A 23,004-nucleotide genomic window follows, 5' to 3' on the forward strand; every position below is an offset into this window, starting at 1 on the left:
ACAACCTCTCAGGGGATTATGTTTTAGTCAGTATGTTGCATAAATTGCATCACTATCTTGTGAATATATCAATTTAAGCAATGAAAATCATGACATATAGTCATTATAAATAAAGGGTGTTTATCACACCGGAAAATAATCAATCAGTGCTGCGAAGACAGCAATCTGAGCAAACACAATACACGGAGTCACCATGGCGAATTATTTTAATACACTGAATTTGCGCCAGCAGCTGGCGCAGTTAGGCAAATGCCGGTTTATGGCACGCGAAGAATTTGCGGACGAGGCAGGGTATCTCAAAGGCAAAAAAGTGGTGATTGTCGGCTGTGGTGCACAGGGGCTGAACCAGGGACTGAACATGCGCGATTCCGGGCTGGATATCGCCTATGCACTGCGTCAGGAAGCGATCGATGAGAAGCGCACCTCATGGCGTCGTGCCACCGAAAACGGTTTTACCGTCGGCACGTATGAAGAGCTGATCCCGCAGGCTGACCTGGTGGTTAACCTGACACCGGACAAACAGCATTCTGCGGTGGTTAAGGCGGTTCAGCCGCTGATGAAATCCGGCGCAGCGCTGGGCTACTCACACGGCTTCAATATTGTTGAAGTCGGCGAAACCATCCGCCCTGATATCACGGTTGTGATGGTGGCACCGAAATGCCCGGGCACGGAAGTGCGTGAAGAGTACAAGCGCGGCTTTGGTGTTCCGACACTGATTGCAGTCCATCCGGAAAATGATGCCAAAGGTGAAGGCCTGGCGATAGCCAAAGCCTGGGCTGCGGCAACCGGCGGTCACCGTGCGGGTGTTCTGGAATCGTCCTTTGTTGCGGAAGTTAAATCTGACCTGATGGGTGAGCAGACTATCCTCTGCGGTATGCTGCAGGCCGGTTCTCTGCTTTGTTATGACAAAATGGTTGCTGACGGCGCGGATCCTGCGTATGCAGGCAAACTGATCCAGTACGGCTGGGAAACCATCACTGAAGCGCTGAAACAGGGCGGGATCACACTGATGATGGACAGATTGTCCAACCCGGCAAAAGTCCGTGCTTATCAGCTGTCTGAAACCCTGAAAGCACAGATGAAGACCCTGTTTGAAAAACATATGGATGACATCATTTCCGGCCATTTCTCCTCAACGATGATGGCGGACTGGGCGAATGATGATAAAAATCTGCTGACCTGGCGTGAAGAGACAGGAAAGACGGCATTTGAAAACTATCCGGATTCTGAGCAGAAAATCAGTGAGCAGGAATATTTTGACCACGGTGTTGTCATGGTCGCAATGGTGAAAGCCGGTGTTGAGCTTGCATTTGAAACCATGATTGACGCGGGGATTATTGCAGAATCCGCCTATTATGAATCACTGCATGAACTGCCGCTGATTGCCAACACCATTGCCCGTAAGCGTCTGTATGAAATGAACGTGGTTATCTCCGATACCGCAGAATACGGCAATTACCTGTTCTCCTTTGCAGCAGTGCCATTACTGAAAGACTTTATGGCATCACTGCAGCCGGGTGACCTGGGTAAATCCGGCGCGGACCACGGTACGGATAATGCGCAGCTGCGTGATATCAATGAAGCAATTCGTCAGCATCCGATTGAGACCGTGGGTAAAACCCTGCGCGGCTATATGACGGATATGAAACGTATCGCGGTCGGCGGCTGATAACAAAATCGTTTAATGATGAAATGAGACGGCACCTGTGGGTGTCGTTTTTTTTTTAATTTCACCAAACAGGGTTATTGTCACCGCCAAAAATACTATTACACTCGTTTTAGTCACAGGTATTTACCGGTAATAATTATCCGGATTTATAAGCAAAGGATTGCTATGGCAAACAGAATTTACTTACGGCTGGAAGGTAATAAACAAGGTTTTATTTCAAAAGGATGTTCATCACCAGAATCAATAGGGAATAAGTATCAGCGGGGACATGAAGACCAGATTTTTGTTTACTCATTCAGTCATGATATATTTCGTGAGAAAAATAAAATTCATCATCCGGTCATTATAAGCAAACCTATTGATAAATCATCACCATTACTGGGTGTCAGTATTACTGAAAACGAAATGCCAACCTGTGAATTAATATTTTACCGCACAGGTATCTCCGGCCTTCAGGAGAAGTATTATACAGTAAGATTGACAAAAGCTGCGATTGTCAATATCTCATCACATTATCCGAATGCACTAACCCATAATGATGTTCAGCCGCATGAAAGCATCATACTTAGCTATCAGAGTATCACCTGGCGGCACTGCTCTGCCAGAACGTCCGGTTACAGTATCAGCGGGCAACACCCGTTTTAATCATAGCTGTATTCGTATTCCGAGAGTGATATGCAATCCAGTTGCTCTTTCTTAGTTTCAGTAATGGAAACAAATAAATTTTCATTGTATTTATTTACATATGTTGTTTTATTAAGGGGAGTTAATTTTCTTCGAGAGTTAGCATATTGATGAAGTTTTAATTTCAATGTGTAGAAATCACTTTTATCCTGGCAATAATAAACAGAAGAATATGATTCCTGACCCCGATCACCCCAAAAGTGATAATAATAAGTTGCCTTCTCCTTATCAGGAGCATTACGAATAAAATCGGAGGTCAAAAATAATGACTTTATGTAATTTGTTACCGGGAAGTATTGGGTTGGCGAAAAAAACAGTATAAAAAAAGTAAAAATAGAATGAATATAATTAATGAAAATAATTTAGTTATCATATTTATCTGCAAATGGATTCCATTTTCTGAAGCCCCGGTAACCCGCCCAGCCATCAGTAACATTTAGTTTAATTACAATATCACTTTCATAGGAATTAAAAGGCTGAATGGTATTCATATAATGATCCCAGATACGCAGTGCGGTTTCAGTGGGAACCGGTTTTATCAGTGACCAGTAATCACGGGGTTCAATCACGGAATAAAAACCAAGAAGGTTGGAAATAAGGTCTTCCCCGCTGAATCCGCTGTCGCTGTCTAACAGGCCGGAAAATAAAAATCGTCCCTGATGAGTTTCAAATAGCGTGGAGATATAAAACATCATTGAAAGAGCAATTGATTTTTTGTCTTCTTCTCTGAGCCCTTTTTTCACAAGCCAGCAGGAAGTAACGCCCATTTTAATGAAAAATTTTCCCATAAACTGATCGTAACTGACCAGAAAATAATCTTTGTAATAGGGTGTGGTATTCTCTGTGAGCAGTTGCGCCCACAGGTTGCGCGCATCCCCGCCTAATGCATGATTGCGATCTATCCAGCCAATGTCCTGTGTATATATTAATCTGGATTTTTCAATATCAAGTCGTGATGCCATCTGTGTTTTTCCGGCAGGTATTTATCTTTATCATGTTACCGATATACGGATGACAGAGATATACACCAGACGAGTGATAATTAATTGAATATAAATACTATTTTATCTAATGTAAGATGACGGGAATGTGTTGTGCAGGGCAGATTATACGGCTGTCCCTCCTTTCTGCTACAATTCCCTCCTGTTCCAGTATTGAGTCGAGTTAACAGCGCGTATGAAATTAAATCCCGGTCAGCAGCAGGCCGTTGAGTATGTTCAGGGCCCGTGCCTTGTGCTTGCGGGGGCCGGTTCCGGCAAAACCCGTGTGATCACCAATAAAATTGCGCATCTGATCCGCAATACCGGCTATCAGCCGCGCCAGATCGCGGCGGTGACCTTTACCAATAAAGCCGCGCGGGAAATGAAAGAGCGTGTTGCACAAACCCTGGGGCGCAAAGAGGCCAAAGGGCTGATGATCTCCACATTCCATACCCTGGGGCTGGAGATTATCAAGCGGGAATACAAAGCGCTGGGGATGAAAAGTAATTTCTCCCTGTTCGACGATCAGGATCAACTCGCGCTGCTCAAAGAGCTGACGTTTGATCATCTGGAAGAAGATAAAGAGTTACTGCAACAGCTGGTCAGTCAGATCTCGAACTGGAAGAACGCACTGCTGACACCGGAACAGGCAAAAGGGCTGGCGCGATCAGAGCGCGAACATACGTTTGCTGAGTGTTACCGCCGCTACGAACTGCATCTGAACAGCTGTAATGTGCTTGATTTTGATGACCTTATCACCAAACCGACTCTGCTGTTTGCCCGTGACGAACAGGCGCGGGAGCGCTGGCAGCAGCGTATCCGTTATCTGCTGGTGGATGAGTATCAGGATACCAACACCAGTCAGTATCAGCTGGTGAAATTACTGGTTGGTAAACGTGCGTATTTTACGGTCGTGGGTGATGATGATCAGTCAATTTATTCGTGGCGCGGTGCACAGCCGAAAAACCTGGTGCAACTGAGCAAAGATTTTCCGGAGTTGCGGGTGATCAAGCTGGAGCAGAATTACCGTTCGTCCGGCTGTATTCTGAATGCAGCGAATATTCTGATCGCCAATAACCCGCATGTGTTTGAAAAGCAGCTTTTTTCAAACCTCGGTTATGGTGATCCGATGAAAGTGATCACCGCGAATAATGAAGATCATGAAGCGGAGCGGGTGGTCGGGGAGCTGATCGCCCATCACTTTATCAATAAGACAGATTATAAAGATTACGCGATCTTATACCGTGGTAACCATCAGTCACGGATCTTTGAAAAAATGCTGATGCAAAACCGGATCCCGTACCGGATTTCCGGCGGAACCTCTTTCTTTTCCCGTCCGGAAATTAAGGATTTGCTGGCGTATCTGCGTGTGCTGACCAATCCGGAAGATGACAGTGCTTTCCTGCGCATCGTGAATACGCCGCGCCGGGGAATAGGACCGGCGACTATCCAGAAGTTGGGTGAGTGGGCCAATACGCGGGACAAAAGTTTGTATCAGGCCAGTTTTGACCTCGGGCTGGGGCAGACACTTTCCGGTCAGGGACTGGCGGCGCTGACGAATTTCACCGGCTGGCTGGCTGAGGTGGAAAAATTGGTTGAGCGTGAGCCGCTGATCGCGGTGCGTGATTTACTGCACGGCCTGGATTATCAGAGCTGGCTCTTTGAAACGTCTGCCAGTCCGAAAGCCGCTGAGATGCGGATGAAAAACGTCGATCAGCTGTTCAACTGGATGGCTGAAATGCTGGAAGGGGATGATCTCAACGAGCCGATGACGCTGGCTCAGGTGGTTACCCGCTTTACGCTGCGCGACATGATGGAGCGCGGTGAGGAAGCGGAGGAGTTGGATCAGGTGCAGCTGATGACACTGCATGCTTCCAAGGGGCTGGAATTTCCGTATGTTTTCCTGGTGGGCATGGAAGAGGGAATTTTGCCGCATCAGTCCAGTATCGATGAGGATAACGTGGATGAAGAGCGGCGTCTGGCCTATGTGGGGATCACCCGCGCTCAGAAATCCCTCTTTTTTACCCTGTGCCGTGAGCGCCGCCAGTACGGCGAGCTGATCCGCCCCGAACCGAGCCGGTTTCTCTATGAACTGCCGCAGGATGATCTGCACTGGGATGACGGCAAAAAAGTGGTGAAAACCGCCGAAGAGAAACAACAGGCCGGGCTGCGCGGTGTGGCCGGACTGAAGGCGATGCTGGCAAAGAAAAAGGAAGAAAACGGATGAGGAAATCACTCAGAGCAAAATGATGATCCGGAATGACTGACGGAGGCCGGATCACGTTGAAAAGACTGATAAAATTAAAGCCCTGATAGTGTCCGGAAACGGATAATCAGGGCTTATTATTTGTCAGCCGAGAGTGGACGGCTTCTGTTCTTCCAGCATCAGTGACCATTGCACATAACTCTGCCACTGAATTTCCTGCTGTAATGCTTCCGCGCGCAGCGGATGCAATTGCTGCCAGCCGACCGGCAGTGTGATAATCAGCCCTTCCGCAGACGCCCGGATGCGCAGCGACGGCAGCGTGTCATCACGGCGGCGGCTGGCAAAAATAATCGCCAGACGCAGCAGACGACACAGACAACCGGCTTCACGCGGTGTCAGCGCATTTTGCTGATTGAGAGAATGGATATCCAGCGGACCACTCTGATTGCGCAGCAGCACCGCTAACAGGCGGCGCTGTGCCGGTGTGAAACCGGGTAAATCCAGATTACTGACCAGATAACCGGCATGTTCAGGGCCTTTGCGGAAATCAACACTCAGGCCGATTTCATGGATCAGCGCAGCACTGCTGAGCAGTTCACGACAGCGGATATCCAGCTGCCAGGCGGTTGCCACCTGCTGAAAAAAGTGATCCGCTAACTGGCGGACACGTTTGCCCTGGTCGGCATCTATCTGAAAACGCTTCTGAATATTTTTCAGTGTCCGGGTGCGGATGTCCTGCTCTACCGGCAATTCCAGCATGCCGTAGACCAGCCCTTCACGCAGTGCACCCCCGGCGAGTGTCATGCCATCAATGCCGAGTGTTTCAAAAATCGCGATAAGAATGGCCAGCCCGCTAGGGAATACCAGTGCCCGTTCCAGTGTCAGCCCTTCAATTTCCAGCTCTTCCAGCTTGCCGCACTCAATCGCTTTGCGTTTGAGCTGCTGCAGTTTCGGCAGGGTGATTTGTTCATCCATGCCCTGGGCAATCATGATTTCCTGAAGTGCCTGAACGGTGCCGGATGCGCCGACACACACCTGCCAACCCTGCTCCAGAAGCGCGGGAGCAACCGGGGCGATAATGTCGCGGGCAGCCTGTTCGGCACCGGCGAAATTCTCTGTGGTCAGGGAGCGATCGGTAAAATAGCGCTCCAGCCAGGTGACGCAGCCCATCTCCAGGCTGAAGAGGGCGGTGGTCCGGGTACCGCTGCCGGTCACCAGTTCGGTGCTGCCACCGCCGATATCGACCACCAGGCGTTTGTCTGACCCGCCGGTGGTGTGAGCAACACCCTGATAAATCAGACGTGCTTCTTCCTCGCCACGGATTACCGTAACCGGATGACCGAGGATCTCCGCTGCTGTTTCCAGAAATTCACCGGCATTTCTGGCCAGGCGCAGGGTGGCTGTCGCCACCACGCGGATCTGGGAGTCCGGGATATCCTGCAGATGTTCGGAAAACAGACGCAGACACTGCCAGCCGCGGGCCATGGCTGCCGGAGACAGGATATTGTCTTTATCCAGACCGGCCGCCAGACGAACCTTGCGTTTTATCCGTGACAGTACCTGAATACTGCCTGCGATCTCCCGTACCACCAGCATATGAAAGCTGTTGGAACCCAGATCGATGGCAGCATAAAGCGAGGACGATCTCAGCATGGCAGCCTTCAGCGTTTGGTGCGGTTATTGTTATGACGCGGCCCGTTGCTGCTGCGGCGCGGCATATTACGGCGGTTCTGACCACCTCCGGTGCGCGGCGGACGACGACGGCGCTTCGGCACCGGCAGATCAGTCAGCAGTGCATCGCTGTTGTATTTACTGACCGGGATCGGATGGCCGGTATATTCTTCAATCGCAGGCAGGTTCAGAGCGTACTCTTCACAGGCCAGGCTGATAGAGTGACCACTTTCCCCGGCACGCCCGGTACGGCCGATACGGTGAACATAATCTTCACAGTCATCCGGCAGATCATAGTTAAAGACGTGAGTCACGGACGGGATATGCAGACCACGGGCCGCAACATCCGTTGCCACCAGAATATCCAGATTACCGTGAGTGAAATCCTCGAGGATACGCAGACGTTTTTTCTGCGCCACATCGCCGGTCAGCAGGCCGACACGGTGGCCGTCAGCCGCCAGGTGTGCCCAGATATCTTCACAGCGGTGTTTGGTATTAGCGAAAATAATGCAGCGATCCGGCCACTCTTCTTCCAGCAGTGTCTGGAGAAGGCGCATTTTTTCTTCGTTGGACGGATAGAATAACTCTTCTTTGATCCGGTGACCGGTACGCTGTTCCGGTTCAATTTCAATGTATTCCGGGTTGTTCATCTGCTCAAACGCGAGCTCACGGACGCGGTAGGAGAGTGTCGCGGAGAACAGCAGGTTCATACGCTCCGCACATGGCGGCATATGGCGGAACAGCCAGCGGATATCTTTGATAAAGCCGAGATCGTACATACGGTCAGCTTCATCGAGAACGACAACCTGAATGGCACTCAGGTCGAGACGGCCCTGTTTGGCGAAGTCGATTAAGCGCCCGGTGGTGCCGATAATCACATCGACGCCTTCATCCAGCACTTTGATTTGTTTGTCGTAGCCGTCACCGCCGTAAGCCAGGCCGGTTTTCAGTCCGGTAAGCTGAGACAGTGGTTCGGCGTCAGAATGGATCTGTACCGCGAGTTCGCGGGTCGGGGCCATAATCAGTGCACGCGGCTGATTGATTTTGCGGCCTTCCGGTGCCGGATGGGTAAGTAAATGATGAAACGTTGACGTCAGAAATGCCAGCGTCTTCCCTGTTCCTGTTTGTGCCTGTCCTGCAACATCCCGGCCGTTGATCGTCAGGGGAAGTGTCAGCGCCTGAATAGGCGTGCAGTTATAAAAGCCCTTAGAATCAAGCGCTTCTACCACTTTAGTATGCAAGGCGAAGTCAGAAAACTTCTTGTCTGTTAAATGTGTTTTGCTCATATTTAGGTAGAATATCAGTTTAATGTTGCGTTACGGAAGTCTATTCGCTGAAATAGGTAAATCCTATCATTAAATAATGGTAGACTAACCGGGTATCGTACAAATTTTGGAGTGGAACAATGAGCGATAAAATTATTCACCTGACTGATTCCGTTTTCGAACAAAGCGTATTAAAAGCAAACGGCCCTGTGCTCGTTGATTTTTGGGCAGCCTGGTGTGGCCCGTGTAAAATGATTGCCCCTATTCTAGACGAAATCGCCGACGAATATGCAGGGAAAATCACTATCGCAAAACTGAACATTGATGATAATCCGCAGACAGCGCCGCAATACGGCATCCGCGGTATCCCGACATTACTGCTGTTCAAAGACGGCGTGGTGAAGGCAACGCAGGTTGGTGCGGTATCCAAAACCCAGCTGAAAACCTTTATCGATAACAATATCTGATAGCCGGTTTCAGCATATGTCGTTAAGATGTCCTGCGGGAACGTGAATTAATCCTTGTTCACCCGCTGGACGTCTTCTCTGAAGCATGATAAGTTAGCGCCAGCTGATCAGATATCGCTGAAGCTCCTCAGACAGCATAGCATACTGACAACTCTGTAGTGTCTGAAAGTCTGTTATCTCCGGATACATCAAGGTATCCGATATTCCGGTCCCGGTGTCCGGTTATCCCTCGGAGATAAATCTAATTTGCGGGAATGTCACCCAATTTGTTCTCCCAAATAGGATGTGCATCACATCTTGCCCTGTGCCGGGTGTTCACAGTCAGCCTTGCAGACGATTACCTGGAAATGCAAAAATATTCGTATTAACAGTGAAAATCGGTTTTGTAAAAAATTAACCTGGTAACGATAACGTTACCGTATTATTCACGTTCATAATTCGAGATACACCCCGAGTCAAAGAACCCACCATTATGAATCTTACCGAATTAAAGAATACGCCGGTATCAGAGCTGATTACTCTTGGCGAAAATATGGGGCTGGAAAACCTGGCCCGCATGAGAAAACAGGACATCATCTTCTCTATCCTCAAGCAGCACGCGAAGAGCGGCGAGGATATTTTCGGTGACGGTGTGCTGGAAATATTGCAGGACGGCTTTGGTTTCCTCCGCTCCGGTGACAGTTCATACCTCGCAGGTCCTGATGATATCTACGTTTCTCCCAGCCAAATCCGCCGTTTTAACCTCCGTACCGGTGACACCATTTCAGGTAAAATCCGTCCGCCGAAGGAAGGCGAGCGCTATTTTGCCCTGCTGAAAGTTAACGAAGTTAACTATGACAAACCAGAAAACGCCCGCAGTAAAATCCTGTTTGAAAACTTAACGCCGCTGCACGCAAACCGTCGTCTGCGTATGGAGCGCGGTAATGGTTCAACAGAGGATTTAACCGCCCGTGTTCTTGATCTGGCCGCCCCTATCGGCCGTGGTCAGCGTGGTCTGATTGTGGCACCGCCGAAAGCCGGTAAAACCATGCTGCTGCAGAATATCGCAGCCAATATCGCACATAACTACCCTGACTGTGTGCTGATGGTTCTGCTGATCGACGAACGTCCGGAAGAAGTGACCGAGATGCAGCGTCTGGTTAAAGGTGAAGTTATCGCGTCCACCTTTGATGAACCGGCAGCGCGTCACGTTCAGGTCGCGGAAATGGTTATCGAGAAAGCCAAACGCCTGGTTGAGCATAAAAAAGATGTCATCATCCTGCTCGACTCTATTACCCGTCTGGCCCGTGCCTACAACACCGTGGTTCCTTCCTCCGGTAAAGTACTGACCGGTGGTGTGGACGCCAACGCCCTGCATCGTCCTAAGCGTTTCTTCGGTGCTGCGCGTAACGTGGAAGAGGGCGGAAGCCTGACTATCATCGCAACGGCGCTGGTTGATACCGGGTCGAAGATGGATGAAGTTATCTACGAAGAGTTTAAAGGTACAGGTAACATGGAATTACACCTGTCCCGTAAGATTGCAGAAAAACGTGTCTTCCCGGCGATTGATTACAACCGTTCCGGTACACGTAAAGAAGAGCTGCTGACCACTCAGGACGAACTGCAGAAAATGTGGATCCTGCGCAAAATTATCCATCCGATGGGTGAGATTGATGCAATGGAGTTCCTGATTAACAAACTCGCGATGACGAAGACCAACGAAGAGTTCTTCGACTTCATGAAACGCTCGTAGCTTTTCGACGACACTTTATAACTAACGCCGCATGCATTGTGGCGTTTTTTTTTACCGGTTATGTCAGGAACCCCTGTGCGGCAGGGCATGGTATGTTTCTTGCATATATTATTTTGCCTGGTAATGGCAGGTTCTGCACGGTGATGTCGGCCGGCAGGGATAATAAAAATATCAGAAAGGGTTGTTGTGAATCTCACTATGTTAACTGAACTCCTAATCATATTTGTGTTCGCCACAGCGACGGTCTTTGTTGCCCGTAAGGCTGGCGTCGCTGTCGGTTTGGTGGATAAACCCAATTACCGCAAAAAGCATCAGGGACTGGTCCCGCTGGTCGGCGGAATATCTATTTTTATCAGTGTCTGCTTCGCTTTCCTCATCAGTGATGAGTTTATTGCGCATAAATTTATTTATCTCGGGTGCGCCGGTGCACTGGTGCTGGTCGGGGCGCTCGATGACCGGTTTGACCTCAGTGTGAAACTGCGGGCCGGTGTTCAGGCAGTGGTTGCTATCATTATGATGGTGTTTGCCAACCTGAAAATCGACAGCCTGGGGCATGCATTCGGGCCGTGGGAACTGACACTCGGGCCGTTCAGCTATGTGCTGACACTGTTTGCGGTATGGGGCGCGGTGAATGCGTTCAATATGGTGGATGGTATCGACGGGCTGCTCGGCGGGCTTTCCTGTGTCTCTTTCGGCGCGCTGGGGATCCTGTTTGCCCTGAGCGGTAACAGCGGTCTGGCATTCTGGTGCTTTACCTTTATCGCCGCCATTCTGCCGTATATCTGCTTTAACCTCGGGTTGTTCGGCCGCCGTTTTAAAGTGTTTATGGGGGATGCGGGCAGTACGCTGATCGGGTTCACCATTATCTGGCTGCTGACATCGGCCTCACAGGGCGGGGAGCCGCATGCGATTAATGCAGTGACCGCACTGTGGATTATCGCCATTCCGCTGATGGATATGGTGGCCATTATGTACCGCCGTCTGCGCAAAGGGATGAGCCCGTTTTCACCGGATCGCCAGCATATTCATCATCTGATTATGCGTTCCGGATTTACGTCCCGCGAATCCTTTGTGGTGATAACCCTTGCTGCGGCAGTATTAGCGGCTATCGGTATTGCCGGACAGGTACTCAGCTTTGTCCCTGAGTGGGTGATGCTGGCACTGTTCTTGCTTGCTTTTATTATGTACGGCTACTGCATAAAACGCGCCTGGAAAGTTGCCCGTTTTATCAAACGCCACAGACGCCGCGTGCGTCGTAAATCGGTCACACACTAAATTTTTAACCACAGAGGCACATGTTGATATGCGTTCAGAAAATACTCCGGACCCGCAACAAACGCAGTATGACCAGGAATTAGATATCCGCGCGTTATTTATGTCGTTATGGCGCGGAAAATTATGGATAGCCGGGATGGCGGTTGTGTTTGCGCTGGTTGCATTGGGTGCCAGTTATTTTATGCAGCAGAAGTGGAATTCCACGGCGATCACGGATTATCCGACCGTTAATAATTTAGGCGGATATTATTCCCAGCAGCAATTTATGCGTAATCTGGACACGCATCTGAATGCCGCTCAGGAATCTTCAGCACTGCTGCCGATCCCGAATGAGGCCTACCAGGAATTTATTACCCAGGCGGCATCTTATGATACCCGCCGTGATTTCTGGTTACAGACGGATTACTACAAGTCCCGCATGGAAAATGATGCCAAAGCAGATGCGGCGCTGCTGGACGAAATGATCAATAACATCACGCTGACCCCGCGTGATGATACGAAGAAACTGGTGAATGATACGCTGACGCTGACTGCGGAATCTGCGGCGGACTCCGCGAAACTGCTGAGTCAGTATGTGGATTTTGCCAACGCGCGTGCGGCTCAGAATCTTAACGATGAGCTGAAAGGGGCGTGGGCGACCCGGTCACAGTCACTGAAAGCACTGGTCAAACGCCAGAAGATGGTGGCGGAATCGCTGTATCAGCGTGAAACCGGACAGCTGAAAAATGCTATCGCGGCCGCACAGAAACAGGGTATCAGCCGCAGCCGGACAGATGTGCCTGCCGACGAACTGCCGTCCTCCCAGCTGTTCCTGTTAGGTACGCCGATGTTACAGGCACGTCTGGAGACACTGGAAGCCGCCGGACCGGAGTTTGATAAAGATTACGAGCAGAACATTGCTATGCTGTCGACGCTGAATGTGGGTCCTGCGCTGGAAGATAACTTCCGCGCCTACCGCTATCTGCGGACACCGGATGAGCCGGTAAAACGTGACAGCCCGCGCCGTGCCTTCATGATGATTATGTGGGGCTTTATCGGTGCTCTGACCGGTGCCGGTGTGGCGCTGGTCCGCCGCCGTCCGTAACGGCAACGGCAGAATAACCGGCCGGGGCACTGTTCCCGGCCTGTTTTAAGGCGGGTAACCGCCACCGGCCGGAAAGCCGGATATCATATAAAATAAAAGAGACTCTCAGTGAAAGTATTGACTGTATTTGGTACCCGCCCGGAAGCTATCAAAATGGCTCCGCTGGTACATGCGCTGGCAGCGGATCAGGCTTTTGAGGCAAAAGTCTGTGTGACCGCGCAGCATCGTGAAATGCTGGATCAGGTATTACACCTTTTTGAGATCACACCGGATTATGATCTCAATATTATGCGCCCGGGACAGGATTTAACTGATATTACCTGTCGTATTCTTGAGGGTTTGAAGCCGGTACTGGCCGACTTTAAACCGGATGTCGTTCTGGTTCACGGCGATACCGCAACCACCATGGCAACGAGCCTGGCGGCGTTCTACCAGCGGATCCCTGTGGGTCATGTGGAAGCTGGTCTGCGCACCGGAAACCTGTACTCACCATGGCCGGAAGAAGCCAACCGCAAAATTGCCGGACATCTGGCGATGTACCATTTCGCGCCGACACAAAATTCGCGCGAAAACCTGCTGCGCGAAGGTATCCGTGATAATCATATTTTCGTCACCGGCAACACGGTGATTGATGCGCTGCTCGCGGTCCGTGATCGCATCATGCAGGACAAAGCCCTGCTGGCGCAGTTGGATGCACAGTATCCGTTTATCGACAGCAGCAAAAAAATGATTCTGGTCACCGGGCACCGCCGTGAGAGTTTCGGCGGCGGGTTTGAGCGGATTTGCCACGCGCTGGCGGAAATTGCCACGACCCATCCGGAAGTTCAGATTGTCTACCCGGTTCACCTCAATCCGAATGTCAGTGAGCCGGTAAAACGGATCCTGCATGATATCAGCAATATTGTGCTGATCAGTCCGCAGGATTACCTTCCTTTTGTCTACCTTATGAACCATGCTTATATGATCCTGACCGACTCAGGCGGTATTCAGGAAGAAGCACCGTCATTAGGTAAACCGGTTCTGGTGATGCGTGATACCACCGAACGTCCGGAGGCGATTGACGCCGGGACTGTTCGTCTGGTCGGCACTGAAACCGGCACTATCGTTCGTGAAGTAACGCGATTGCTGACCGATCCGGCGGCTTATCATGAGATGAGCCGTTCACATAACCCTTACGGGGACGGAAAAGCGTGCCAGCGTATTCTTGAAGCATTGAAAAACAATCAGGTGACATTATGAGTTTTGAAACTATTTCTGTTGTCGGTCTGGGTTATATCGGTTTACCAACAGCGGCAGCTTTTGCCTCCCGTCAGAAGAAAGTGGTTGGTGTGGATGTGAACCAGCATGCGGTTGATACCATTAACCGTGGTGAAATTCATATTGTGGAGCCGGACCTGGGCGCGGTTGTAAAAACAGCTGTGGAAGGCGGTTTCCTGAAAGCCTTCACCAAACCTCAGCCTGCTGATGCATTCCTGATTGCCGTACCGACACCGTTTAAAGGTGATCACGAGCCGGATCTGGCTTTTGTGCAGTCTGCGGCGGAATCTATTGCCTCGGTACTGAAAAAAGGTGACCTGATTATTCTCGAATCCACCTCGCCGGTCGGTGCGACTGAGCAGATGGCAGAGTGGCTGGCAGCGGCACGTCCTGACCTGACTTTTCCGCAGCAGGCGGGTGAAGAATCTGATATCGATATCGCCTATTGCCCTGAGCGTGTATTACCGGGCCAGGTGATGGTCGAACTGATTAAAAACGACCGTGTGGTCGGCGGGATGACACCAAAATCCTCAAAACGCGCCAGTGAACTCTATTACATCTTCCTGGAAGGTGAGTGTGTCATTACTAACGCGCGCACGGCTGAGATGTGCAAACTGACCGAAAACAGCTTCCGCGATGTGAACATTGCGTTCGCGAATGAATTATCACTGATTTGTGCTGACCAGGGCATCAATGTCTGGGAGCTGATCAGTCTGGCAAACCGCCATCCGCGTGTGAATATCCTGCAGCCGGGTCCGGGTGTCGGCGGCCACTGTATCGCGGTTGACCCGTGGTTTATCGTGGCGCAGAACCCGAAACAGGCCCGTCTGATCCACACCGCGCGTCTGGTTAACGACGGCAAACCACTGTGGGTTATCGATCAGGTAAAACAAGCGGTTGCTGATTGCCTGACTGAAACCGGCAAACGAGCCAATGAAGTGACGATTGCCTGCTTTGGCCTGGCATTCAAACCAAATATCGACGATCTGCGTGAAAGCCCTGCGGTTCAGGTCACCAAAATGGTGGCAGAGTGGCATGCAGGGAAAACTCTGGCGGTTGAGCCGAACGTTCATGAACTGCCGGGCAAACTGAAAGGTCTGACAGAGCTGGTTTCCATCGAAAAAGCGATTACTGACGCGGATATTATTCTGCTGCTGGTCGATCACACGCCGTTCAGAGGCATTCCGGGCAGCCAGATCCCGCAGAAATGGATCATCGATACCAAAGGAGTATGGCGTTGAAACGTATTTTAGTGACAGGCGGAGCCGGTTTTATCGGCTCTGCGGTTGTTCGTCATATTATCCGTGATACTGCTGACAGCGTGGTGGTGGTGGATAAACTGACTTACGCCGGTAACCTCGAATCACTGGCACCGGTGGCGGCTGACCCGCGCTATGCCTTTGAACAGGTGGATATCTGTGACCGCGCGGCGCTTGACCGCGTGTTCGCACAGTATCAGCCGGATGCGGTGATGCATCTGGCGGCGGAAAGTCATGTGGATCGCTCCATCGACGGCCCGGCGGCGTTTATCGAAACCAACATTGTGGGCACTTACACACTGCTGGAAGCTGCGCGCCATTACTGGACGGCACTGGATGCGGAGAAAAAATCCGCATTCCGTTTCCACCATATTTCCACTGATGAAGTTTACGGTGACCTCGAAGGGCCTGACGGCTTTTTCACGGAAACCACACCGTATGCACCGAGCAGCCCGTACTCTGCCTCCAAAGCCTCCAGTGACCATCTGGTACGCGCCTGGCAGCGGACTTACGGCTTCCCGTCCGTGATCACCAACTGCTCAAATAACTACGGGCCGTATCACTTCCCGGAAAAACTGATCCCGCTGGTGATTCTCAATGCGATTTCCGGCAAACCGCTGCCGGTTTACGGTAAAGGTGAACAGATCCGCGACTGGCTGTTTGTCGATGACCATGCCCGCGCCCTGTATACCGTGGTGACACAGGCAAACATCGGTGAAACCTACAATATCGGCGGCCATAACGAGCGCAAAAATATTCAGGTGGTGGAAACTATCTGTGAGCTGCTCGAAGAGCTGCATCCGCAGAAACCGGCCGGTGTCGCGAAATACCGCGACCTTATCACCTATGTGACAGACCGTCCGGGCCATGATCTGCGCTATGCGATTGATGCGGACAAAATTGAGCGCGACCTGGGCTGGCGCCCGCAGGAAACGTTTGAGTCCGGTATCCGCAAAACCGTGGAATGGTATCTGAATAATGAAACCTGGTGGCGCCGGGTGCAGGACGGCTCGTATGCCGGACAGCGTCTGGGACTGGGTCAGGATAAGTAAGAGGCTGGTATGAAAGGAATTATTCTGGCGGGCGGCTCCGGAACCCGGTTGCACCCGATCACCCGAGGGGTGTCAAAACAGCTGCTGCCGATTTACGACAAGCCGATGATCTACTATCCGCTGTCCGTGCTGATGCTGGCCGGGATCCGCGAAGTCCTGATCATCTCAACACCGGAAGATCTGCCGTCATTCCGCCGTCTGCTGGGCAACGGTGATCAGTTCGGCATCTCTCTGAGCTATGCGGAACAGCCGTCACCGGACGGCCTGGCACAGGCCTTTATCATCGGTGAGGAATTTATCGGTGATGACAGCTGCAGCCTGGTGCTGGGGGATAATATTTTCTTCGGCCATGCATTCAGCCCGAAACTGAAAAGTGTCGCGGCCCGGACGCAGGGCGCGACTGTTTTCGGCTATCAGGTGATGGATCCGGAACGTTTCGGTGTGGTGGAGTTTGATGATGAATTCCGTGCCCTGTCGATAGAAGAAAAACCGGCGCATCCGAAATCCAACTGGGCGGTTACCGGGTTGTATTTCTATGATAATCAGGTGGTTGATATCGCCAGACAGGTGAAACCGTCTGAGCGCGGCGAACTGGAAATCACCAGTATCAACCAGATGTATCTGGAGCGCGGTGAACTGAATGTTGAGCTGCTCGGCCGTGGTTTTGCCTGGCTGGACACCGGCACTCACGACAGCCTGATTGAAGCCAGCACTTTTGTGCAGACGGTTGAAAAACGTCAGGGCTTTAAAATTGCCTGTCTGGAAGAGATTGCCTGGCGCAACGGCTGGCTGAATGACGAACAGGTGGCGGAATCCGCCCGTCAGCTGGCGAAGACCGGTTATGGTCAGTATCTGAAGAATTTACTCCATGTCCGTCCGCGCCAGTATTGAGCATCTCGCCTGGGAAAGTGACTTTTTTGCCCTGAAAACGGCAAAACTGGCATTTTCCCCGGACGCAGCACCACTGTCTGCGGCAGATTTCGCGCCGTATGAGCTGGTGCAGGCCAAAATCAGTGCCGGGGATAACGCGGCACTGGACGGTTTATCAGCTCTCGGCTTTTCCCTCGCGGAAAGTGAGGTGGATTTTGCATTGTCACTCAGGAGTGGCACAGAAAATGCAATGTCTGACAGTACACTCTGTTATGCGGATGAAACGGATATCCCGGTGATAAAACAGGCGGCGGCACAGGTTTTCAGTCAGAGCCGTTTCCGTGCCCCGTGGTACCAGCCGGATGACAGCGCCCGCTTTTATGCGGTGTGGGCGGAAAAAGCGGTACACGGGACATTCGATAAAGACTGTCTGCTTATCCGCAATAAAAACAATGAGATTGCCGGGTTTGTTACTCTCCGCCAGACAGATGAACACAGCGCCCGCATCGGGCTGCTGGCGGTACTGCCGGGCAATCAGGGCCAGGGTATCGGCCTGAAATTAATGTCGGCGGCGCAACAGTGGTGTGCAGTACATCACTGCCGGGTATTACGGGTGGCGACACAGCTCAGTAATATTGCGGCAATGCGCCTTTATACAAAAAGCGGTGGTGCGGTTGACAGCACTGCCTACTGGTTATACCGAGGATGCAATGATTCCATTTAATAAACCACCTGTAGTCGGCACTGAAGTTGAATATATGCAGCAGGCCATGAAAAGCGGCAAGCTGTGCGGTGACGGTTCGTTCACCAAAAAATGCGAAGAGTGGATGGAAAAACGGTTCGGCAGCGCCAAAGTTCTGCTGACCCCGTCCTGTACCGCCTCACTGGAAATGGCGGCAATCCTGCTGGATATTCAGCCGGGTGATGAAGTCATCATGCCGAGCTATACCTTCGTCTCCACCTCCAACGCCTTTGTGCTGCGCGGTGCGAAAGTGGTGTTTGTTGATATCCGTCCGGACACCATGAATATCGATGAAACCAAGATCGAAGCGGCTATCACTGATAAAACCAAAGCGATTGTACCGGTGCATTATGCAGGCGTGGCCTGTGAAATGGACGTCATCATGGCGCTGGCGAAAAAATATAACCTCTTTGTGGTGGAAGATGCCGCGCAGGGCGTGATGTCAACTTATAAAGGCCGCGCGCTGGGCTCTATCGGCCATATCGGCTGCTACAGCTTCCATGAAACCAAAAACTACTCCTCCGGCGGAGAGGGCGGTGCCACCCTGATTAACGATCCGGCAATGATTGGCCGTGCGGAAATCATCCGTGAGAAAGGGACCAACCGCAGCGAATTCTTCCGCGGCCAGGTGGATAAATACACCTGGCGTGATATCGGCTCCAGCTACCTGATGTCCGACTTACAGGCCGCATACCTGTGGGCACAGCTGGAAGAAGCGGAAAAAATCAACGAGCGCCGTCTGGCATTCTGGCAGATTTACTATGATGCCCTGACTCCGCTGGCGCAGGATGGTCTGCTGACACTGCCGGTTGTTCCGGAAAATCTGGAGCAGAACGCGCACATGTTCTACATCAAACTGAAAGATGTGGCAGAGCGCACCGCATTCAGCGAATACATGAAAGCCAATGACGTGCTGACCGTGTTCCACTATGTGCCGCTGCACAGTTGCCCGGCGGGTATGGAGTTCGGCCGTTTCCACGGTGAGGATATCTTTACCACCCGTGAAAGTGAGCGCCTGGTGCGTCTGCCGATGTTCTACAACATGACAGAAGAAGAGCAGCAGCGTGTGATCCACCTGATTAAGGGCTTCTTCGCGTAGTATGTCCTTAGCCAAAGCCTCTGTCTGGACCGCCGGCTCCACCCTGATCAAAATCGGGGCGGGGCTGCTGGTCATTAAATTAATGGCACTGACATTCGGCCCGGCCGGTATCGGTCAGGCTCTGAACTTCCGCCAGCTGATTACGGTGCTGGGGGTATTGTCAGGTGCCGGTATTTTTAACGGCGTGACCAAATATATCGCCGAGCACCGTGATGATGCGGAAAAACGCCGGGCGGTGTTAGGCACGTCCTCAACCCTGATTCTGGTGTTTTCGACACTGCTGGCGATTGTGTTTCTGCTGTTCAGCAGACCGATCAGCATGGCGCTGTTTGACGGTAATGACGCTTACCAGGATGTTGTTGCGGCGGTGGCCTTTATCCAGATGGGTATTGCTTACGCCAACTATTTTCTCGCGATTATCAAAGGATACCGGGATGCGTCCGGCAATGCGCTGGCGCTGATCGCGGGCAGTCTGATCGGTGTCACTGCGTATTATCTCTGCCAGCGCTGGTGGGGCTATGACGGCGCACTGGCCGGGCTGGCACTGGTGCCGGCGCTGATTATTATTCCGGCTTTTGCCATGTTGCTGCGCCGCCGCCATTTCCCGCTTTCCGAGCTGAAACCGGCCTGGGATCGGGCGATTGCATCCCATCTGGGGAAATTCACCCTGATGGCGCTGATGACGGCGGTCACACTGCCGGTGGCGTATATCATGATGCGGAACCTGCTGGCCTCCCGCTACAGCTGGGATGAGGTGGGGATATGGGGTGGCGTGACCAGTATTTCGGATGCTTATCTCCAGTTTATTACCGCGTCGTTTTCTGTCTATCTGCTGCCGACATTATCGCGGTTACAGGCAAAAAGTGATATCCGCCGTGAGATCATCAAATCACTGAAATTTGTGTTACCGGCAGTGGCTGCAGCCAGTTTTATGGTCTGGCTGCTGCGTGATTTTGCTATCTGGTTGCTGTTCACGGATAAATTTACCGGCATGCGTGACCTGTTTGCCTGGCAACTGGTCGGTGATGTCCTGAAAGTGGGTGCTTACGTTTTCGGTTATCTGGTGATTGCCAAGGCCGCACTGCGGTTTTATATCCTCACGGAAGTGACCCAGTTTGCTTTACTGACGCTGTCCGCGTACTGGCTGATTCCGGCACACGGTGCCGTCGGCGCGGCACAGGCCTATATGCTGACATATATTATCTACTTCCTTTTGTGTTGTAGCGTATTTCTGATCTATTGCAGGCGAGCATGACAACTTTAATTCACGTTTTAGGATCTGATATCCCGCATCATAACCAGACCGTGCTGCGCTTCTTCAATGATGTGCTGGCACCGCAGCTGCCGCGTGAGGAAATGCCTGAATTTATGGTTGTTTCCACTGCCGGGCAGCTTCTGGCGCAATATCCCAACCTGGAACTGGATGTCTGGCCGGATAAAAAAAGCCTGGCGAATGCCGTCACAGCGAAAGCAAAACGTGACCGGCAGTGCCGCTTTTTCTTCCATGGTCAGTTTAATGCCCTGATCTGGCTGGCATTATTATCAGGAAAAATTAAACGTCATCAGTTTTACTGGCATATCTGGGGCGCGGATTTGTATGAGGATTCCCGTCAGCTGAAATTCAGACTGTTTTATCATCTGCGCCGCCTGGCACAGAAACGGGTCGGTCATGTGTTCGGCACGCGCGGCGATTTAAACTATTTTGCCCAGTTCTGCCCGAAGATCCCGGCTGACCTGCTCTATTTCCCGACGCGGATGGATCCCTCTCTGACGGTTTTAACGCCGCCTGAGCCGCGTGGTGACGATAATATGATGATCCTGCTGGGTAACTCGGGTGACCGTTCAAACCGCCATAAAGAGGCACTGACGCGTATTCATGAGCAATTCGGGGAGAAGGTGAAAATCATTATCCCGATGGGCTATCCGGAAAACAACGGGGACTATATTGCGGAAGTGGATGCTTTCGCGCAGCAACTGTTCCCTCAGCAGCAGACAGAGATCCTGAAAGACAAAATGGATTTTGATATCTATCTGAATCTGCTGAAACAATGCGACCTCGGCTACTTTATCTTTAACCGCCAGCAGGGGATCGGCACACTGTGTCTGCTGATCCAGTTCGGTATTCCGTTTGTGATAAGCCGTCAGAACCCGTTCTGGCAGGATATGACCGAGCAGCAGGTGCCGGTGCTGTTTTACGGTGATGATGTGACACCGGATGTGGTGGCGCAGGCGCGGGAACAGCTGTTTGCTCTCGACCGTGAAAAAATTGCCTTCTTCAGCCCGAACTTTGTGCAGGGCTGGGAGCTGGCACTGGCCGCCGCGCAGGAGAAACAGGCATGAGTCAGTTTGATTTCATCGGGCTGTTTGCCGTCTGGTTTATCTCGCTGGCCTTTATTCTGCTGCTGACCTACCGCGAATTCCGCCGGGTCCGCTTCAGTTTTAATATCTTTTTCTCCATGCTCTATCTGCTGACGTTCTTTTTCGGCTTCCCGTTTACCTTTGCACTGGTGTTCCAGTTTGATGTACAGGTGGTGCCGCCGTCCGCGCTGTTACAGGCGCTGCTGGCGTCAGTCAGTTTCTATGCCATTTATTATGTGGCGTATAAAACCCGGCTGCGCAGACCTGACGCGGTTTACAGCGGTACGCCGCTGTTTTCCATGAACAAAACAGAAACCCGGCTCACCTGGCTGCTGCTGGCGGCGATTGCCGTCGCGACCGCCGGTATTTTCTTTATGGAAAACGGACTGCTGCTGTTTAAGCTGAAAACCTACAGTCAGATTTTCTCGAGCCAGGTCACCGGCGTGGCCTTAAAGCGCTTTTTCTACTTCTTTATCCCGGCGATGCTGGTGGTGTTCTTCCTGAAACCCACATTTCAGCGCTGGATTTTCTTCCTGATCACCACGGTGGCGTTCGGGATTATGACTTATGTGATTGTCGGCGGTACCCGCGCCAACATCATTATCGCGTTTGCGCTGTTCCTGTTTATCGGCATTGTGCGCGGCTGGATTTCGCTGTGGATGCTGGTCAGCGCCGGGGTCTTCGGCGTGGTGGGGATGTTCTGGCTGGCACTCAAACGCTACAGTCTGGATGTCAGCGGGGCGGAAGCGTTTTACACGTTCCTCTATCTGACCCGCGATACCTTCTCACCGTGGGAAAACCTCGGCCTGCTGCTGAATAACTACGACAAAATTGAGTTCCAGGGGCTGGCGCCGATTATCCGTGACTTCTATGTCTTTATCCCGTCCTGGCTGTGGCCGGACCGGCCGGATACCGTACTGAATGCGGCAAACTATTTTACCTGGGAAGTGCTGAACAACCATTCCGGGCTGGCGATTTCACCGACCCTGATCGGCTCGCTGGTGGTGATGGGCGGCTTCTGGTTTATTCCGCTCGGTGCAGTGGTGGTCGGGCTGATAATCAAATGGTTCGACTGGCTGTATGAGCTGGGCAAACGGGAGACAAACCGTTACAAAGCGGCCATTCTGCATGCATTTTGTTTCGGCGCGATATTTAACATGATTGTGCTGGCCCGCGAAGGAATGGACTCATTCGTTTCCCGCGTGGTGTTTTTCTGTCTTATTTTCGGCTTTTGTCTGGTGGTGGCGAAATTACTGTACTGGCTGTTCGAAACGGCCGGGCTTATCCGCCATTATGTGATTTCAAAGGGCAAACGCACCCGTCTTTCATCGTAA

General features: G+C 51.6%; 19 protein-coding genes. 16 read left to right on the forward strand and 3 right to left on the reverse strand.

From position 1 onward, the window contains the following. The first annotated feature begins 193 nt into the window (after positions 1-193). Together ilvC and ACSBQN_RS11635 are read left to right on the forward strand one after the other, a co-directional pair. On the forward strand, positions 194-1,669 hold the full coding sequence (ilvC, locus tag ACSBQN_RS11630; protein ID WP_004241304.1) for a ketol-acid reductoisomerase: 1,476 nt from the start codon (positions 194-196) through the stop codon (positions 1,667-1,669). A gap of 165 nt (positions 1,670-1,834) precedes the next feature. Then, positions 1,835-2,314, forward strand: coding sequence for an Hcp family type VI secretion system effector (locus ACSBQN_RS11635; RefSeq protein ID WP_354633092.1), 480 nt, complete (start codon positions 1,835-1,837; stop codon positions 2,312-2,314). A 401-nt stretch (positions 2,315-2,715) separates the two neighbouring features. On the opposite strand, the gene ACSBQN_RS11640 is transcribed toward ACSBQN_RS11635, so the two are convergent. Continuing rightward, on the reverse strand, positions 2,716-3,315 hold the full coding sequence (locus ACSBQN_RS11640) for a hypothetical protein (protein WP_214167238.1): 600 nt from the start codon (positions 3,313-3,315) through the stop codon (positions 2,716-2,718). Between the two features lie 214 nt (positions 3,316-3,529). Here ACSBQN_RS11640 and rep point away from each other — a divergent pair, with 214 nt between their 5' ends. Then, positions 3,530-5,560: a DNA helicase Rep gene (gene rep, locus ACSBQN_RS11645; protein ID WP_024474215.1), complete on the forward strand. Its 2,031-nt coding sequence runs from the start codon at positions 3,530-3,532 to the stop codon at positions 5,558-5,560. Between the two features lie 123 nt (positions 5,561-5,683). Here the strand turns inward: rep and gppA are convergent, their stop codons facing one another. After that, the gene (gppA, locus tag ACSBQN_RS11650; protein ID WP_024474216.1) at positions 5,684-7,192 is read right to left on the reverse strand and encodes a guanosine-5'-triphosphate,3'-diphosphate diphosphatase; all 1,509 of its coding nucleotides are present in this window, start codon (positions 7,190-7,192) and stop codon (positions 5,684-5,686) included. Positions 7,193-7,200: 8 nt separating this feature from the next. Beyond that, complete coding sequence (gene rhlB / locus ACSBQN_RS11655; RefSeq protein ID WP_004234392.1) at positions 7,201-8,496, reverse strand: ATP-dependent RNA helicase RhlB; 1,296 nt, start codon at positions 8,494-8,496, stop codon at positions 7,201-7,203. Between the two features lie 119 nt (positions 8,497-8,615). Here rhlB and trxA point away from each other — a divergent pair, with 119 nt between their 5' ends. The 13 genes from trxA (at position 8,616) to wzyE (ending at position 23,004) form a co-directional block, all read left to right on the forward strand. Continuing rightward, complete coding sequence (trxA, locus tag ACSBQN_RS11660; RefSeq protein WP_004241312.1) at positions 8,616-8,942, forward strand: thioredoxin TrxA; 327 nt, start codon at positions 8,616-8,618, stop codon at positions 8,940-8,942. Positions 8,943-9,414: 472 nt separating this feature from the next. Then, on the forward strand, positions 9,415-10,674 hold the full coding sequence (rho, locus tag ACSBQN_RS11665; RefSeq protein ID WP_024474217.1) for a transcription termination factor Rho: 1,260 nt from the start codon (positions 9,415-9,417) through the stop codon (positions 10,672-10,674). 198 nt (positions 10,675-10,872) lie between these two features. Continuing rightward, the gene (gene wecA / locus ACSBQN_RS11670) at positions 10,873-11,949 is read left to right on the forward strand and encodes a UDP-N-acetylglucosamine--undecaprenyl-phosphate N-acetylglucosaminephosphotransferase (RefSeq protein WP_004234399.1); all 1,077 of its coding nucleotides are present in this window, start codon (positions 10,873-10,875) and stop codon (positions 11,947-11,949) included. Between the two features lie 28 nt (positions 11,950-11,977). Beyond that, entirely contained in the window at positions 11,978-13,033 is a 1,056-nt protein-coding gene (gene wzzE, locus ACSBQN_RS11675) for an ECA polysaccharide chain length modulation protein (protein WP_032099213.1), read from the forward strand. A gap of 108 nt (positions 13,034-13,141) precedes the next feature. Further along, a complete protein-coding gene (wecB, locus tag ACSBQN_RS11680; RefSeq protein ID WP_024474220.1) occupies positions 13,142-14,272 on the forward strand; it encodes a non-hydrolyzing UDP-N-acetylglucosamine 2-epimerase in 1,131 nt (376 codons plus the stop codon). Further along, on the forward strand, positions 14,269-15,531 hold the full coding sequence (gene wecC, locus ACSBQN_RS11685; protein ID WP_434991678.1) for a UDP-N-acetyl-D-mannosamine dehydrogenase: 1,263 nt from the start codon (positions 14,269-14,271) through the stop codon (positions 15,529-15,531). The genes wecB and wecC overlap by 4 nt, the downstream gene beginning before the upstream one ends. After that, complete coding sequence (gene rffG, locus ACSBQN_RS11690) at positions 15,522-16,601, forward strand: dTDP-glucose 4,6-dehydratase (RefSeq protein WP_024474221.1); 1,080 nt, start codon at positions 15,522-15,524, stop codon at positions 16,599-16,601. The genes wecC and rffG overlap by 10 nt, the downstream gene beginning before the upstream one ends. Positions 16,602-16,610: 9 nt before the next feature. Next, a complete protein-coding gene (gene rfbA, locus ACSBQN_RS11695) occupies positions 16,611-17,492 on the forward strand; it encodes a glucose-1-phosphate thymidylyltransferase RfbA (protein ID WP_024474222.1) in 882 nt (293 codons plus the stop codon). Further along, complete coding sequence (gene rffC, locus ACSBQN_RS11700; RefSeq protein WP_024474223.1) at positions 17,470-18,195, forward strand: dTDP-4-amino-4,6-dideoxy-D-galactose acyltransferase; 726 nt, start codon at positions 17,470-17,472, stop codon at positions 18,193-18,195. The genes rfbA and rffC overlap by 23 nt, the downstream gene beginning before the upstream one ends. Then, a complete protein-coding gene (gene rffA, locus ACSBQN_RS11705; protein WP_024474224.1) occupies positions 18,182-19,312 on the forward strand; it encodes a dTDP-4-amino-4,6-dideoxygalactose transaminase in 1,131 nt (376 codons plus the stop codon). The genes rffC and rffA overlap by 14 nt, the downstream gene beginning before the upstream one ends. Before the next feature lies 1 nt (position 19,313). Continuing rightward, positions 19,314-20,567 (forward strand): lipid III flippase WzxE, encoded by a 1,254-nt coding sequence (wzxE, locus tag ACSBQN_RS11710; RefSeq protein ID WP_024474225.1) that lies wholly within the window; start codon positions 19,314-19,316, stop codon positions 20,565-20,567. Then, positions 20,564-21,652 (forward strand): TDP-N-acetylfucosamine:lipid II N-acetylfucosaminyltransferase, encoded by a 1,089-nt coding sequence (locus tag ACSBQN_RS11715; protein ID WP_024474226.1) that lies wholly within the window; start codon positions 20,564-20,566, stop codon positions 21,650-21,652. The genes wzxE and ACSBQN_RS11715 overlap by 4 nt, the downstream gene beginning before the upstream one ends. After that, positions 21,649-23,004, forward strand: coding sequence for an ECA oligosaccharide polymerase (gene wzyE, locus ACSBQN_RS11720; protein ID WP_004234414.1), 1,356 nt, complete (start codon positions 21,649-21,651; stop codon positions 23,002-23,004). The genes ACSBQN_RS11715 and wzyE overlap by 4 nt, the downstream gene beginning before the upstream one ends.

Source organism: Morganella sp. B601, assembly GCF_051172335.1.
Lineage (GTDB): Bacteria > Pseudomonadota > Gammaproteobacteria > Enterobacterales > Enterobacteriaceae > Morganella > Morganella morganii.